Origin of the sequence: Microbacterium sp. K24, from assembly GCF_004794465.1 — a bacterium.
Lineage (GTDB): Bacteria > Actinomycetota > Actinomycetes > Actinomycetales > Microbacteriaceae > Microbacterium.
This window is the reverse complement of record NZ_SSDJ01000067.1, coordinates 1-16408: the sequence shown is the minus strand read 5'-3', so window position 1 is coordinate 16408 and position 16408 is coordinate 1. Positions and strand designations below refer to the sequence as shown.

Below are 16408 nucleotides of genomic sequence, written 5' to 3'. Positions count from 1 at the left end.
GGGGGCGGATGCCGCGGCATCCGCCCCCCTTCCATCGGATCAGTCGCGCGGAGCCCTGCGACGCGAGACGATGAGCAGCACCGCTCCGACGAGCAGCACGCCCGCACCGCCCGCGGCCCATGCGAGGGTCTCCGGGCCGAGACCGGTGCCCGGCAGGCTTCCGCCGTTGCCGCCCCCGTTGCCGCCGGTCACCGGCGGGTCGGGATCGGGATCCGGCGGGACGACGATCGCGGCGAGCGTGAAGTCCTGCTCGACAACGGCCTCGCCGGCCGCGGTGATCACGACGGTCCTGGTCGCGGCTCCGACGACGGTGCTGCCGGTGGGCGGCACGACCGTCAGAGTGTAGGTCGCCGGCGGCAGTCCGCCGAGGCCGAACGAGCCATCGGCATCCGTGGTGAGCTGTGCGGGCACCCCCGGACCGGTGACATCGATGACCACGCCGGGTACGGGGGCGCCGCCGTCGGTGCGCACCGTGCCGTCGAGGGCGCCGAGGCGCGCGAGATCGAAGTCCACGTTCGCGACGTCGACGCCGGCGATCTGCTCGGTCCGGGTGACCGGGGTCAACGCGACGTAGCCGCCGGGAGTCGTCATGGTGATGTCGTAGTCGCCGGCCGGAAGACGCGGGAAAGAGTAGGCGCCGCTCCCGTTCGTCACGGCGGTGATCGTGCCGCCGGGGCCCACGGCGGTGATCGTCACGCCGGCGACACCGGAGCCGTTCGAGGTGACTGCTCCGCTCAGCGTCGGGTTCTCGGCGACCTGGAAGTCGACGTTCTCGATCGGGTCCTCGCTGAGGGGCGGGATCGTGAACGGGGGCGGGCTGCTCACGAGGGTGTAGCCGTCCGGGGTGGTGATCGTCGCTGTATGGGTGCCCACCGGGACGGAGTCGAACAGGTACTCGCCCGCCGCATCCGTCGTCGTGGTCTGCCCGTCGATCGTCACGGTCACGCCGGGCACCGGGTCGCCGTCGGCATCCGTCACCTGTCCGGAGACCGCGACCGGCACGATGTCTCGCACGGTGAAGTCGGCGACGGCATCCGTCGTGGTCAGATCGACCGCCACGGTCGTCGCCCCCGTCGAGATCTTGCCGGCCGGAGGTGCGACCCGCACGGTGTAGCCGTCGGTCGCGACGAAGCCGGGGAAGGAGTAGGTGCCGTCCGGCGCTGTCGTCGTGGTGCCGACGACCGCGCCGTTCGCGTCGGTGAGGGTGAGTGCCACCCCGGTCAGGGGGCCGTCCACGATGTCGACGACCGAGCCGGTGATGTCGCGGGCCTGAGAGGCGAACCACGTCTGGTAGACCGGGAAGCCCGCCCGGCGGGTGAAGAAGAAGGTGAGCGAGCTGATCGGCGCTGCCGGCTCGAACCACGCGGCGGCGCCGCTCGTGTCGGCCGCGGCCGCGTTTCCGGTGAGAGTGAGGGTGGCGGGGTCCCAGACCGGCACATCGGTCGCCACGCCGGTGCACGAGGGCTTGCCAACGACGCCGGGAGCGCAGTAGTTGAAGCCGCTCTGGAAGCCGAGCTCGGTCGCGTCGAGCGCCTGCCCGTCGGGACCGATGGCCTGGATGCGCACGGAGTCGGCGTCGATGTCGCCGAGGGCGAAGGCCCACCCCGACGAAGGCGTGGGGGCGTCGAAGGAGTACGTGGTCATCGAGGGGCTCGCGGCGTTGTCGGCCTTCGGACGCAGGTTCAGGTACGGCAGATCGCGGCTGGATCCGTACTTGGCGCCGATGGGCGTGCCCTCGGAGAGCCAGGTGGATGCTCCCGAGATGACGCCTGGGCCGCCGCCGCGGGAATCGCTTGTCATGGTCGCCGTGATCGCGGGCTGCGCCGCGATCTGCACGGTCGTCGTGTAGGCCCCGGCTCCGCCGGCGAGCGGCTGCCAGGTGGCCCACGAACTGGTGGTCGCCGCAGCCGCGGGGACGGCGCCGACGAGCACAGCCATGAAGATGATCGCCCCCGCGAGAATTCCCCTCCGATGCACACGCATGCGGCCAGAGTACCGGTATACCGGAATGCCGTGAAGGGGTGGAAAAGGGCGGATGCCGCGGCATCCGCCCTCTGCACGATCTAGACCGGATCGCCCTGGACAGGCCCCTCGGTGTTGGGCTTCCACCCGAGCGCGGGTGCGACGTGGGTCGCGAACGACTCGAGCACGTGGAGGTTGTACGCCGGTCCCAGCTGGTTCGGGATGGTCAGCAGCAGGGTGTCGGCCGACATCACGGCCTCGTCCCGCTTCAGCTGCTCGATGAGCACGTCGGGCTCTGCGGCGTAGGTCTTGCCGAACGTGGAGCGGAAGCCGTCGATGACGCCGATCTGGTCGCCGTTCTCCTCGCTGCGCAGGCCGAAGTACGCCCTGTCCATGTCGGAGATGAGCGGGAAGACGCTGCGGCTCACCGAGACGCGGGGCGCGCCGGTGTGGCCGGCCTCCTTGTAGGCGGCGCGGAACAGGTCGATCTGCTCGCGCTGCAGCTCGTGGAACGGCTGGCCGGTGGCCTCGGTCACCAGGGTCGAGCTCATCATGTTGAGCCCCTTGCGTCCGGTCTCCTCCGCGGTCGCGCGGGAGCCGGAGCCCCACCAGATGTGGTCGCGGAGCGTCGGCGACTGCGGCTCGATCGCGAGATAGCGGCCCTCGCCGACCATGCGCGGATCACCGGCCGCGATGCGCTCCCCGTCGATGGCGCGCAGGAAGATGTCGAATTTCTCCCGCGCGAGCACGCTGCCCCGTTCCGGATCCTCTTCATCGACGTACCCGAAGGTCTCGTACCCGCGGAGCGCCGTCTCGGGTGAACCACGGCTCACGCCCAGGGCGATCCGACCATCGGCGATGAGGTCGAGCGCGGCCGCCTCCTCGGCGAACTGCAGCGGGTTCTCGTAGCGCATGTCGATCACGCCGGTGCCGACCTCGATGCGCTTCGTGCGTGCGGCCATGGCCGACAGCAACGGCATCGGAGACGCAGCCTGCCGTGCCCAGTGGTGCACGCGCACCGACGCGCCGTTGACGCCGATCTCGTCCGCGCCCTCGGCGATCTCGATCGTCTGCTTCAGCATGTCGCCCGCCGTGCGGGTCGCCGAGCCGGGCACATCTGCGTAGTGCCCGAAGGAGAGGAATCCGAAAGCCTTCATGATCTATTCCAACGCATGGATGCCATGGCTATTCCCCCGGCACCAGCAGGCCGTCGAACACGAGCGCACGGATGCGCGGCTCGAGGTCAGCCCACAGATCGGCGAGAGGCACCTCGAACAGGTCGGCCAGCGCCGCGACGATCTGACCGACGGTGAGCTCGCCGTCGCAGGCTCCGACGAAGGCGGCGAGCGCAGGATCGACGCTCACGGTGCGGGCGAGACCTCCGCCCTGCCGCAGCTCGATCACGCTCGGATCGTCGTCGCCCGGCAGCAGGTGCCGCGCCTCGGTGACATCGGATGCCGTGACGAGAGTCGCGGGCACACCCGCGGCCAACAGGTCGTGCGCGGCCAGGCCCGTGGCGAGCGCGGCGCCCACGTTCGCGACGGATTGCCGCACGGCCTCCCTGCGCCGGATCGGCGCGTGCGCGGGCCCCTCTGAGCTGGCCGGTCGCCGGACCAGCACGTACCCGAAGCCGATCGACGTGACGCGGCGCGCGGCGAAGTCGTCGAGCCAGGCGGTGAGCAGCGGCGTGAACTCGGGATCGCGGGGTGTCGTGCCGCCGTCGCGGATCCACAGCTCGGCGTAGCCGAGAGGAGAGAGCTGCTCGCGCTCGATGACCCAGAGGTCGAGGTCTCCCGGCACCCAGGCATCGAGGCGTGCGAGCCCCGTGACGCCGTCGCGCGACTCCCAGTTGCCGAGCAGCTGCGCGATGCCGCCGACGGTGAGGAAGGCCGGTGCCGTGCGCACGAACTGCTCCACGAGCGCATCGCCGACCAGGCCGCCGTCGCGGTACTCGTAGGCGGGCACGTCGTCGACCCGCGGGGTGATGACGAACGGCGGGTTCGAGACGATCAGGTCGAACGCCTCGCCCTCGACCGGCTCGAACATGCTCCCGAGACGGAACTCGATGTTGCTCACCCCGTTGAGGCGGGCGTTGAGCTCGGCGAACGCCAGCGCTCGCGCGGAGATGTCGGTCGCGACCACCGTGCCCGCCCGCCGAGCGACGAGAAGCGCCTGGATGCCGCAACCGGTGCCGAGGTCGAGCGCGCGATCGACCTCGATCGGCACGATCGTCTCGGCGAGCGTGCGGGATGCGCCGCCGACGCCGAGCACGTGATCGGCCGGCAGGGCGCCATCGAGAGCGACCTCGTCGAGGTCGCTGGCGATCCACCACTCGCCGACACCGTCGGCATCGACGAACGACTGCGGGCGCAGGAGGGCGGTCGGGGTGACGATCTCCTCGTCCGCACGTGCCAGGCCGAGAGCGACGAGTCCATCGACGCCCAGACGCGGCAGTGCGTCGGCGACGGCCTCCCGCGGCTGCGGCATCCCGAGCACGAGCAGGCGACCCAGGGTCGCCAGCACACCGGAGTCGCCGGCGATCGCGCGCAGGATCGGCTCACGCATTCCTCGGGCGAGCGCGTCGTCGGCCTCCTCGCCCCACAGGCGCCGCAGGGGCTCGGAACGGAGGTCCGCCTCGTCGAGGTCGGCGGCGAGGGCGGCACTGCCGAGCGGGTCGGGGACGGGTGCGGGGGTGTCGGACACGGCCGTCACTCTACGCGTCTTCAGGGTTCTCCTTCCTCGGGCCTCCTAGAATCACAAGGTCAGTACTCACGAGCAGCCCCCGTCCCGGGGCGTTCGAGGAAGACCTTCATGACCGTCACAACCCCCGAAACCGGCTTCCGTGCGCGCCTGCAGCGGCTCGCGCGCAGGACCGCCGTCTTCGCGATCGCGCTGAGCATCGGGGGATTCGCCGTTCCCGGCGCCGCCGCGGCCGCTGAGACACCGCCCGCGGATGATGAGCAGACCGTCGAGCTGCATGTCTCCGCCGGCCTTCGCGGCACGGTCGCGCCCGGATCCTCGACCTCTGCCGTGATCACCCTGCGGAACCGCACCGACTCGGAGCTGACCGACGGGCGCGTCCGCGTCGAGATCGGCAGCACCCCGTTGGCCGACGATGCCGGCCTCACCGACTGGCTCGACGACGAAGAGGCCGCGGGAGACTTCGCCACGATCGGAAGCGAGAGCACCGAGGCCATCGCGGCGGGCGAATCGGCGACCACGACGATCTTCGTGCCCGACGACACGCTCGGCCTGCTCGCGCCCGGAATCTACCCGCTGCGGGCAGAGCTGACCGGTGCGACTACCGGCGGACCGGCGGCCGATGACGCGGTCGAGCAGGATGCCACGGCGACGAGCGTCCTGATCGTGTCCGCGGCCACGCCGTCGCTCGTCGGCGTCATCGTTCCGATCACGGCCACACCCGCGGACGGCGTCCTGCTCACCTCGGACGAGATCGCGGCGCTCACCGCACCGGAAGGCGCCCTGACCGCACAGCTCGACGGCGTCGCCGGAACCACAGCCGTCCTCGCGATCGATCCGTCGATCCTCGCCGCGATCCGGGTTCTCGGCTCCGCCGCACCGGAGCAGGCGACGGACTGGCTGACCCGGTTGGACGAGCTGCCCAATGCGCGCTTCGCCCTGCAGTTCGGCGATGCGGATGCCGGGGTGCAGGCACAGGCGCAGCTCCCGGAACTGCTGCAGCCGCTCTCGTTCACCCCCTTCCTCGACCCCGCGAACTTCCCGGTGGTGCGTGTCACCCCTCCCCCGACCGACACCGCCGACGGCACGACCGGACCGACGCCGACGCCGACCGAGACGCCCGCACTTCCGGACGACGAAGCGCTCACCGACGTCGACGGCGCCCTGCCGCGCATCCTGTGGCCCCGCCCGGATGTCACCGCCGACGATCTCACCGCCTTCGCGGGCTATCTCGGCGACAGCACGACCACGATCGTCTCCTCCACCACGGTCGGCGGGCAGAGCACCGCACACGCGACGGCGGACGGACACGATCTCCTCGTGACGGATGCCGCGACGTCGGCATCGCTCTCGGACGCTGCGGCCGAAGCCGACCCCGCTGCCCGTCAACGTCTGCTCGCCGAATCGGCCGCCCGGCTCTTCCTCGCCGAGGCTCGCGCTCCCGGTGCCCCGCTGTTGATCGGACTCGACCGCGACGAGACGCGCAGCGCCGACGCACTGCGCGAGGCGATCTCGGCCGCCGACTCGATCGGCTTCGACCTCGGGGCCCTGCGCGACACCGCGCCGGTCGCCGCGGCGATCTCGGTGGAGAGCGGCACTCCCGGTGCTGCGGAGGTCGCGAACCTCCTCGTGGACGAGCAGGCCCTCGGCGCCTTCTCGACGATCCTCACCGACCCGCAGGTGCTTCTCGGCCCGGAGCGCATCAGGATCCTGCGCACCCTCACCGTCCGCACGCCGGCGGACGACTTCCCGGCGAGCGTCGCCGCTCATCGTGCGCTCACGACAGCGACGCTCGGGTCCGTCAGCATCCCGCAGTCGAGCACGATCCAGCTGATCTCGGCCAACGCCGACCTGCCGATCGGCGTGCGCAACGACCTTCCCTGGCCGGTGACCGTGCAGCTGACGGCGTCGCGGACGGACCCCCGCCTCGAAGTGAAGCCGCTGATCGAGACGGTCGTGCAGGCGAACAGCACGACCCGCGTGAAGGTCCCGGTCTCGGCGCGCGTCGGCAGCGGCGAGGTCGACCTGCGGCTCGGTCTCCTCAGTCCCACGGGCGTGCAGGTGCAGAGCGATCAGATCATCCGAGTCGCCGTCCGCGCGGAGTGGGAGACCATCGGCCTCGGCATCTTCGGCGGGCTCACCGCGCTGCTGATCGGGCTCGGCGTGGTCCGCACCGTGCTCCGCAAGCGCCGCGAGGCGTCCGAGGAGGCAGCAGCGGATGCGGCGGCGCTCGAAGCCGCCGAGCCGAAAGACGGCCGGGGTGAGTAGCCTCGGGCGCGCCAGCGCCGTGATCGGCGCCGGCACCCTCGTCTCGCGCGTCACCGGGCTGCTGCGGAGCATCGTGCTGGTCGGAGTGCTCGGATCGGTCAGCTCCGGTGCCGCTGACGCCTTCACCTATGCGAACCAGCTCCCGAACAGCGTGTTCTCGCTCATCTCGGTGGGCGTTCTCACCGCGGTGATCGTTCCGCAGATCGTGAAGGCCACGGCGGATGCCGACGGGGGCAACGCCTTCATCTCGAAGCTCTTCACGCTCGGCACGGTCGTGCTGGTCGTGCTCACCGCTCTCGCGACGGCCTGCGCGCCCTGGCTCGTCCACATCGTCGCCGGACAGGCCAAGCCTGACATCCTGGCCCTCGCGACCGCGCTCGCCTACTGGTGCCTGCCCCAGATCCTGCTCTACGGGCTCTACGCGCTGCTCGGAGAGGCGCTGAACGCCCGCCGCATCTTCGGCCCGTTCACCTGGGCGCCGGTCGTCAACAACCTCATCTCCATCGCCGGCTTCCTCGCCCTCGGCGCTCTGTTCGCACCGGTGCCGACGCGGGCCTCCGAGTGGACGCCGACGATGATCACCCTTCTGGGCGGCACAGCCACGCTGGGCATCGCGCTGCAGGCCGTCGTGCTGCTGGTGTTCTGGCGACGCACCGGGCTCGCGCTCAAGCCCGACTTCCGGTGGCGCGGGGTCGGACTCGGCACGGTCGGCCGTCTCGCCGGCTGGACGTTCCTGATGGCGTTCGCCAGCCTCGCCGCGGGAACCCTGCAGGGCTTCATCATCAGCGAGGCCGCGGGCATCGACGCCTCCGCGACGGTGACGACCAATGCCTGGCTGATCTTCATGCTCCCCTACTCGGTGATCGTGCTCTCGATCGGAACGCCCTACTTCACCCAGATCAGCGAGCACGCTGCCGCCGGGCGTGACGACGAGGTCCGTGCCGACATCGCGCGCAGCATCCGCACCCTGCTCTTCTTCATCGCCGCCGCCGTGGCCGCCGTCGCTGCCGCCGCCATCCCCGCGTCGCGGGTGTTCACGAAGGACACCGAGTTCGTGACCGCGGAGAGTGCCGCGCAGTCCGCCGCCCTCGTGCTGCTCTGCTACCTCGTCAGCCTCATCCCGCTGACCATCCTGTTCATCGTGCAGCGCACCTTCTACGCCTACGACGACACCCGCACGCCCTTCTGGTTCGTCATGTTCCAGTGCGTCCTGATCGTCGTCACGGCCCTCGGAGCCTGGGCGCTGTTCCAGAACGACGTCATCCCGCTGAGCCTGCTCGCGGCTGCCGTCGCCCTCGGTCAGTCGATCGCCAGCATCCTGCAGACCGTCGTCGCCGCGTGGCTGCTGCACCGCAAGATCGGCGGCCTCCAGGTCGGTTCGTGGATGACCGCCATCGGCCGCTTCGCCATCGCCGCGATCCCGGCGGGCGCGGCAGGCTGGGGCGTCTTCGTCCTCAGCGGCGGAGTGGAGGGATGGATGCTCGACGGACAGCTCGTCGGCGCCCTCGGCACCGCCGTCATCGGCCTCGTCGTGGTCATCGTGTACCTCGGAATCCTCGCGCTGCTGCGGGCGCCGGAACTCAAGGTCGCCGGCACCCTGGTGCGCCGCTTCCTGCCCGGTCGCTGACTCCCGCCCGGCACTCGGCGCAGGGAATGCCGCGCGGTTACCATGGGTTGAAGTACTCGGGCCGTCTTTCGACGGATCCCTTTTCTCAGACGGAGAGCACATGCGTCAGGTCATCATCATCGGTTCCGGCCCTGCCGGCTTCACGGCCGCCATCTACGCTGCCCGCGCGAACCTCAAGCCGCTGCTCATCGCGAGCTCGGTCGAGGTCGGCGGCGAGCTGATGAACACCACCGAGGTCGAGAACTACCCGGGCTTCCCCGAGGGCATCCAGGGCCCCGAGCTCATGGCGAAGTTCCAGGAGCAGGCAGAGAAGTTCGGCACCGAGGTGCTCTACGACGACGTCACCGACCTGCAGCTCGACGGCCCGGTCAAGACGGTCACGCTCGGCAGCGGCGCGGTGCACGAGACACAGACCCTGATCTACGCCACCGGCTCCGCCTATCGCAAGCTCCACATCGACGGCGAAGAGCGCCTCTCGGGCTACGGCGTCTCCTGGTGCGCCACCTGCGACGGGTTCTTCTTCCGCCAGAAGACGATCGCGGTCGTCGGCGGCGGCGACTCCGCCATGGAAGAGGCCACGTTCCTCACCCGCTTCGCCGACAAGGTCTACGTGATCCACCGCAAGGACACGCTGCGCGCCTCGAAGATCATGCAGGAGCGCGCGTTCGCGAACGAGAAGATCGAGTTCGTGTGGAACAGCGAGGTCGCCGAGGTGCTCGGTGGCGACTCCGTCAGCGGCGTGCAGCTGCGCAACACCGTCGACGGCACGCTGAGCGACCTTCCGCTCGACGGCCTGTTCATCGCGATCGGCAACGACCCGCGCACGCACCTCGTGCACGACAAGCTGAAGCTGACCGCCGAGGGCACGATCTGGGTCGACGGCCGCTCGTCGGTCACCTCGGTGCCGGGCGTCTTCGCCGCCGGAGACGTCATCGACCCGACCTACCGTCAGGCCATCACGGCTGCCGGCACGGGCACGGTCGCGGCCCTCGACGCGGAGCACTTCCTCGCCGATCTCGAGGACGCCTCGGTCGAGGTCCCCGCTGCGGAGGCCGCCGAAGTCCTCACCGCGTGAGCGCGCGGGAACACTTTCACCTCGTCCGCTGTTGTAACGGACGAACCTCGAATCAAGGAGAACTCTGATGAGTGCAAAGGCTACGAGCCAGGCGACCTGGGAACAGGACGTCCTGCAGGCCGACGGTCCCGTGCTGGTGGACTTCTGGGCCGAGTGGTGCGGTCCCTGTCGTATGGTCGCGCCGGTTCTGGACGAGATCCAGGCCGACAACCCCGACAAGATCACCATCCTCAAGCTCAACGTCGACGAGAACCCCGAGCTCGCGATGAAGTACCAGATCACGTCGATCCCGGCGATGAAGGTGTTCGACGGCGGTGAGGTCAAGACGACCATCATCGGCGCCAAGCCCAAGTTCGCGCTCGAGAAGGACCTCGCCGCATTCATCGGCTGATCCTCTGAGACCCAGCAGGGCCGTCACCTCCTCGGAGGTGGCGGCCTTTTCTGTGTCCGGCCCCGTTGTCGGTCGTTGAGCGAGCGGAGCGAGACGAAACGCGGGGTTCCGGGCGCAGGGATGTCCCCTCTCTCGCAGAGCGGGTTCCCTCCCGCTGCGCGGGCCCCTCCCGATGCTCGTTCGGGGAACATCCCTGCGCCCTGCGCTACGCGGACGGGCGCAGTGCTGCGGGTGAAGGCCACAGAGGTTGTGATGCGGGAGGCTGAGTCAGGGATAGGTGTCCAGCGCTACTTGTCGGAGACGGGGACGGACGGGAGGCCTCGGGCGTCGCGGGCGCGGTCGACAAGGTGCTGGATGACGGGGGTCTTGGCGGCGTTGTAGGTCGAGGTGCCGCGGGCGGCGGCGGCCACGGCGTCGCACTTCGCGTGGGTGTAGCGGTCGGCATCCTCGGGGTGAGCACGAAGCCAGTCGCGCAGGATGCGTTGGTTCACGGTCTCCCAGTCTGACGCCGCGAAGAAGTGCGCGATGCGCGTGCGGACGCCGTCGCGCTCGAACACCATCACCGGGTGGCTCTGCACGCTGCTGCCGAGGCGCCAGCCGAGCGACTCGAGAGCCGGACGATGCGCCTCGAAGTCCTCCGCACTCTCGATGCGCACCGCGAGGTCGATGATGGGCTTGGCGCGCATACCCGGAACCGCGGTCGAGCCGATGTGCTCGATCGCCCAGGACGGATCGCCGTGGGCGCGCAGCTCCGCCGCGATCTCCTCGAAGAGCTCCGGCCAGCGCGGGTCGTACTGCACCAGCATCCGGGGCATGTCAGGACGAGCGGTCGGCGACCGTCGGGTCCCAACGGCGGTGACGCTGCTTCTCGTCGAGCAGCCCCCACACGGCCGGCGTCAATTCGGGATACTCCAACGCGATCTGGCGCAGCACCCGATAGTGACGCGCGGCGTTCGGACGCACGCCGTCATTGGCATTGATGTTGTCGGCCCTCAGCAGGTAGACGACGAGCTCATCGACGCTCGGCAGCTCCTCCATGAAATCCCACGGATCCTCGCCGCCGAGGAGACGCTCCTGGATCAGCACGGCGAGTTCGTCGGCGGCTTCCGCACGCAGCACTTCGAGGCTGGCGCGGCGCTGAACGGACTCGGACATGCTTCCAGCCTACGTCCGACTGGGACGCCGCCGGCGCTCGACCTTCGTGTCTTCGCGCATATCCTCGAGCTCTTTGCCCTTGGTCTCCGCGACCTTGAAGTACACGAAGAAGAACGACAGCAGCGCGAAGAACGCGTAGAACCCGTAGGCGAAGGGGAGCCCGATCGCCGAGAAGGCCGGGAAGGTCGTCGAGATGAAGAAGTTCGCGACCCACTGGGCTGCAGCGGCCACCGCGAGCGCTCCCGCGCGGATCGAGTTCGGGAACATCTCGCCCAGGAGAACCCAGACCAGCGGCCCCCACGTCGCTCCGAAGAACACCACGAAGCCGTTGGCGCAGATCAGCGCTACCGTCGACCACGGATCGGGCAGCGTCACCGCCCCCTGAGCGTCCAGGGTGCCGAACGAGAAGGCGAGCGCCATCAGTCCGAGCGTCAGCGTCATGCCGACCGAGCCCACCAGCAGCATGATCCGCCGGCCGACGCGGTCGACGAGCAGGATCGCGATGATCGTCACCACGATGTTCGTCACCGAGGTGATCACGGTGATCAGCAGAGCTTCCGACTCCCCGAAACCGACGGACTGCCACAGCGTCGTGGAGTAGTAGAAGATCACGTTGATGCCGACGAACTGCTGGAACACCGAGAGCAGGATGCCGACCCAGACGATCGGCTTCAGCCCGAGCCGGTTGCCGCGCAGATCGCGCAGAGACTCGGAGCGCTCGGTGTTGAGCGTGCCGGTGATCTCCTCGATCTTCGCCTTCACGTCGATCGCCCCGGTGACGGTCGTCAGCACCTCGGATGCCTTCTCGAGCTCGCCCTTCGCGACCAGGTATCGCGGAGATTCCGGGAGCCTCAGCGATATGGCGCCGTAGACGATCGAGGGGACCGCACCGGCGATGAACATCCAGCGCCACGCGTCAAGACCCCAGAGCGGCTCCGCCGCTCCCCCGGCGACGTTGGCGAGCATCGCGTCGGAGAGCAGGGCGATGAAGATACCCGTGACGATCGCCAGCTGCTGCAGAGACCCGAGTCGCCCGCGGATGTTCGCCGGCGAGACCTCGGCGATGTACGCCGGAGCGATGACGGATGCCGCTCCCACGCCGAGTCCGCCGATGACGCGCCAGAAGATCAGGTCGACGACCCCGAACGCGAAACCGGAGCCCAGAGACGAGAGCAGGAACAGCACGGCCGCGACGACCATCACCGGGATGCGACCGAAGCGATTGGCGAGAGGACCGGCGAACCAGGCGCCCACTGCGCAGCCGATCAGCGCCGACGACACTGCGAAGCCCTTGAGCCCCACGCCGAGGTCGAAGCCCGACTGGCTGCCGGCCAGAGCATCGACCGCGCCGTTGATGACGGCGGTGTCGAAGCCGAACAGGAAGCCGCCGAGAGCGGCGGCGATGCTGACCGCGATGACGCGGCCTCGAATGGCTGATCCGGGTTGTGTGCGCGACATTGTGCCCCTCCTCGACATCTGGTGACGCGAGTCTAGGCCTCTCGGTGTGCCGACGCGCGGATCAGCGCTTCCCGTATCCTTCTTCGCCGATCTCCTCGAGGATGCGGTTCAGATCCTGAATGGAAGCGAAATCGATCGTGACCTGGCCTTTACGTGCTCCCAATGCGATCTTCACGCGGGTGTTCAGTCGGTCACCGAGCTTGCCGGCGACCTCGTCGAGGTAGGCGCGACGGGCCCCGGGAGTCGGCTTCGGGCTCTTCCCCGCAGCGGTCGGCTGCGACTTCGCGGCCTCTTCCGTGGCTCGCACCGAGAGATCCTCGTTCACGACCTTGTCGGCCAGACGCTGCATCGCCTCGGGGGTGTCGAGGCTCAGGATGGCGCGTGCGTGACCGGCCGTGAGCACACCCGCTGCGACGCGCTGCTGCACGGGCACAGGGAGCTTCAGCAGGCGGATCGTGTTGCTGATCTGCGGACGCGAGCGCCCGATCCGCGTCGCGAGCTCTTCCTGGGTGATGCCGAAATCCTCGAGCAGCTGCTGGTAGGCAGAGGCCTCTTCGAGCGGGTTGAGCTCGGAGCGGTGCAGGTTCTCGAGAAGGGCGTCGCGGAGGAGATCCTCATCCGCGGTCTCCCGCACGATCACCGGGATGGTCTCGAGCCCGGCCTCGCGGGCGGCGCGCGTCCGCCGCTCCCCCATGATCAGCTCGTACTCGCCGTCGCTGTTCTTGCGGACGACGACCGGCTGCAGCACACCGAACTCACGGACGCTGTGCACCAGTTCGGCGAGATCCTCAGGATTGAAATGCGTGCGAGGCTGACGCGGGTTCGGCACGATGCTGTTCGGGTTGACCTGAACGAGATGGATGCCGGGAACAGCCGCCAACTCCTCCTGCTCACGCGCGACCGTGCTGACCTGGTCCTCGCTCGGGCGGAGGTTCGCCCCCGGGAAGAACACGTCGACAGGACGCTCCGCCTGATCGGCCGTAGGGATCAGGGCACCGATGCCCCGACCCAGTCCAGTGCGCTTCGCCATCATTTCTCCTTGCTCTGCGTCGCGGTGCGCGACGCGATCTCGACAGCGGCCTCGCGATATGCGATCGCCCCGGCGGATTGCCCGTCGTAGGCGATCACCGTCTGACCGAAGCTCGGCGCCTCCGACACGCGCACAGAGCGCGGGATCACAGTCTCCAGCACCTGGTCGGGGAAGTGGGTGCGCACCTCGTCAGCCACCTGCTGTGCGAGACGGGTGCGACCGTCGAACATCGTCAGCAGGATCGTCGAGAGATGCAAGGCAGGGTTCAGATGCTTCTGGATCATCTGGATGCTGCCGAGCAGCTGACTCAGACCCTCGAGCGCGTAGTACTCGCACTGGATGGGGATGAAGACCTCGGATGCCGCCGTGAAGGCGTTGATCGTCAGCAGGCCGAGAGACGGCGGGCAGTCGATGATGACGAAGTCCATCGGACTGTCGACGAGGTACTCCTCCAGCGCCCGACGCAGTCGATGCTCCCTCGCGACCTGGGCGACCAGCTCGATCTCGGCTCCGGCGAGGTGGATGGTGCTCGGCGCGCAGAAGAGATTCGGGTCCTCGGGGCTCTGCTGCACGATGTCGGCGAGCGGGAATTCCTCGATGAGAACGTCGTAGACACTGGGAATCTCGGCGCTGTGCGGCACACCGAGAGCGGTGGAGGCGTTCCCCTGCGGATCGAGATCGATGACCAGGACCTTGGCGCCGAGACCGGCGAGAGCAGAAGCGACGTTCACGGCCGTCGTGGTCTTGCCCACGCCGCCCTTCTGGTTCGAGACCGTCAGGACGCGGGTCTCCCCCGTGAACTCGATCTTCGCGGATTCCAGCGCTCGGCGTCGAGCGGACAGGTCGGCGAGCTCCCGCGCGAGCGGTGTATCCATCCCGAACGATTCGTTCGATGATGCCTTTTCGGATTGTTTCACGTGAAACATCCACTCCTTTCGGGGCCGCGTTCCACTCTAATCGCTGAGGCGGACGTTGAGATGCGGCTGGGGTTATGCGGAGTTCCGGTGGGGATCTCGAGGGGGCGGGGAGCGGATTGCTTCCCTTCATTCGCAGAGCGGGTGCCCTCCCCGCAAGCGGGGGCCCCTCCCGATGCTCATTCAGGGAACAATCCCACTCCCCAGGCGAGCGGCTGCGGACATGCCGTCCGTGGTTTTGGTGCGACACGGCGTCGGCAGCGTCTCGCTTCGCTCGACGACTGCGCCTCGTCAGCGGGAGGGAGGACGCGGGTGTTTCACGTGAAACGTTGGTTCCCGCCCGCGTAGGTCGCGACGTCGGGGAGCTCGGCGCGTTATCGGCAGGTCTCGGATGCCGTGCGCATAGGGGGCAACGCCGACCGTCGCGGAGCCTGCGCCTCGCAGCTTGTCCTCACGGATCCGCGGATGACACGGTCGGATCTCGGTGCGGCGGAGACGTGTTCCGCGTGCCCGGCTGGCGATCCAAGTGTCTGGGGGTCAACGCGGGCGGCGGTCTGGACGATCTTGGGTTCGCGCCCCGGGCGACTGGCTGTACGCGCGTTTCACGTGAAACGTCAGCCGCGCAGAAGGGTGATCCCCATCGATATCGGCCCCCGCGGCCGTTGCGCGAACGCCACGGCAGCCTGGGTTTCCGCAGCCCTTCAACCTCTCCCGGGGATCCGGCAAAGAGCGAAGCCATCGCGAATCGGGCCGCGAGTAGGCCACCGAGGTCGGGAACGCGACGGTATCCGGCCTCTCTGTGGCGGACAGATACTTCGGGCGGCTGCCCCGGCCTTGTCGCGGTCGCGAAGCTCCGCTGGGGTGGGGATGTGTCGTCGGTCGACCGGCCCGGTCCTCCCGCGCCGGTGCGAGCGTGATGCAGTCGTGCGGTTGTGGATACCGCCTCGGCGTTCGCACGACCTGACCCCCTAGCTACGTTTGTCCGACGGGTTTCCGCATCGAAATACCCTTCTCGACGGGAGTTCCCAGCGACCATCGATAGTGGGCGCCGCTTCGGGAGCACGATGGATCGGAATGAGGCCCCTCCCCGGGGACGGGGGGATGCACCCGTTGAGCTCGACGCCGATGAGAGGGCACGGCAGCAACCGTCTCGAATCGGTCGGATCGGTGGGTCCCGGTGGGCGCGTGATCGACTGGTCCGCGAGAGCAGTTCGGCAACGGAGCATCCTGACGTTTCACGTGAAACGTCGCCTTTGAGATCGCTACGGGCGCGGTGGATGGTAGTGACGCCCTCCTGCTGGGGCCGGGGTGATCTCCGCGTCGAGCCCGACGCCGATTGAGGGGTATGCGAGCAGCCGTCTCGCGCCAGTCGGATCGGTGGGGCCCGACGGGCGCGTGGATCGACGACGGGCGCGACGGGCGGTAGACCCCCTCCCTCCCGCTGGGCGCCGGGGTGATGCACCCGTTGGTTCGACGCCGACGAGGGGCACGGCAGTAGACGACTCGAGTCGGTCGCATCGGTAGAGCCCCATGAACGCGCGTGATCGACTGGTGCGCGAGAGCAGATCGGCAACTGAGCGACCTGATGTTTCACGTGAAACGTCACCTTGGCGATCGCGACGGGCGGTTGACCCCCTCCCGCTGGGCACCGGGGTGATGTACCCGTTGGTTCGACGCCGACGAGGGGGCACGGCAATAGACGTCTCGAGTCGGTCGCATCGGTGAAGCCCCGTGAACGCGCGTGATCGACCGTCCGCGAGAGCACATCGGCAACTCAACGGCCTGATGTTTCACGTGAAACGTCACCTTGGCGATCGCGACGGGCGGT

12 protein-coding genes are annotated in these 16408 nt (G+C 68.9%); 4 read left to right on the top strand and 8 right to left on the bottom strand.

Features of this window, described 5'->3' with window-relative positions:
* Positions 1-39: 39 nt before the first annotated feature.
* From DW306_RS04795 to DW306_RS04785, 3 genes are all read right to left on the bottom strand, one after another.
* Positions 40-1983 (bottom strand): carboxypeptidase regulatory-like domain-containing protein, encoded by a 1944-nt coding sequence (locus DW306_RS04795; protein ID WP_136054506.1) that lies wholly within the window; start codon positions 1981-1983, stop codon positions 40-42.
* A gap of 80 nt (positions 1984-2063) precedes the next feature.
* A complete protein-coding gene (locus tag DW306_RS04790; protein WP_136054505.1) occupies positions 2064-3119 on the bottom strand; it encodes an LLM class flavin-dependent oxidoreductase in 1056 nt (351 codons plus the stop codon).
* 28 nt (positions 3120-3147) lie between these two features.
* A complete protein-coding gene (locus DW306_RS04785) occupies positions 3148-4674 on the bottom strand; it encodes a methyltransferase (RefSeq protein WP_136054504.1) in 1527 nt (508 codons plus the stop codon).
* A gap of 99 nt (positions 4675-4773) precedes the next feature.
* Between DW306_RS04785 and DW306_RS04780 the strand changes: the two genes are divergently transcribed.
* The 4 genes from DW306_RS04780 to trxA all read left to right on the top strand — a co-directional run bounded on the left by DW306_RS04780 (position 4774) and on the right by trxA (position 10023).
* Complete coding sequence (locus DW306_RS04780) at positions 4774-6930, top strand: DUF6049 family protein (protein WP_136054503.1); 2157 nt, start codon at positions 4774-4776, stop codon at positions 6928-6930.
* Entirely contained in the window at positions 6923-8557 is a 1635-nt protein-coding gene (murJ, locus tag DW306_RS04775; protein WP_136054502.1) for a murein biosynthesis integral membrane protein MurJ, read from the top strand. Before DW306_RS04780 ends, murJ begins: the two co-directional genes overlap by 8 nt.
* A gap of 100 nt (positions 8558-8657) precedes the next feature.
* Positions 8658-9632 carry a thioredoxin-disulfide reductase gene (trxB, locus tag DW306_RS04770; RefSeq protein ID WP_136054501.1) on the top strand — a complete coding sequence of 325 codons (975 nt, stop codon included), beginning with the start codon at positions 8658-8660 and terminating at the stop codon, positions 9630-9632.
* Between the two features lie 67 nt (positions 9633-9699).
* Positions 9700-10023, top strand: a complete 324-nt coding sequence (gene trxA / locus DW306_RS04765; RefSeq protein ID WP_046014687.1) for a thioredoxin — start codon at positions 9700-9702, stop codon at positions 10021-10023.
* 287 nt (positions 10024-10310) lie between these two features.
* On the opposite strand, the gene DW306_RS04760 is transcribed toward trxA, so the two are convergent.
* The 5 genes from DW306_RS04760 to DW306_RS04740 form a co-directional block, all read right to left on the bottom strand.
* Positions 10311-10838: a GrpB family protein gene (locus tag DW306_RS04760; RefSeq protein ID WP_136054500.1), complete on the bottom strand. Its 528-nt coding sequence runs from the start codon at positions 10836-10838 to the stop codon at positions 10311-10313.
* Between the two features lies 1 nt (position 10839).
* On the bottom strand, positions 10840-11178 hold the full coding sequence (locus DW306_RS04755; RefSeq protein ID WP_136054499.1) for a tryptophan synthase subunit alpha: 339 nt from the start codon (positions 11176-11178) through the stop codon (positions 10840-10842).
* A gap of 9 nt (positions 11179-11187) precedes the next feature.
* Entirely contained in the window at positions 11188-12636 is a 1449-nt protein-coding gene (locus tag DW306_RS04750) for a sugar porter family MFS transporter (protein WP_136054498.1), read from the bottom strand.
* A gap of 61 nt (positions 12637-12697) precedes the next feature.
* Positions 12698-13666 carry a ParB/RepB/Spo0J family partition protein gene (locus DW306_RS04745; protein ID WP_205814098.1) on the bottom strand — a complete coding sequence of 323 codons (969 nt, stop codon included), beginning with the start codon at positions 13664-13666 and terminating at the stop codon, positions 12698-12700.
* Complete coding sequence (locus DW306_RS04740; RefSeq protein WP_240747059.1) at positions 13666-14541, bottom strand: ParA family protein; 876 nt, start codon at positions 14539-14541, stop codon at positions 13666-13668. The genes DW306_RS04745 and DW306_RS04740 overlap by 1 nt, the downstream gene beginning before the upstream one ends.
* Positions 14542-16408: the final 1867 nt, after the last annotated feature.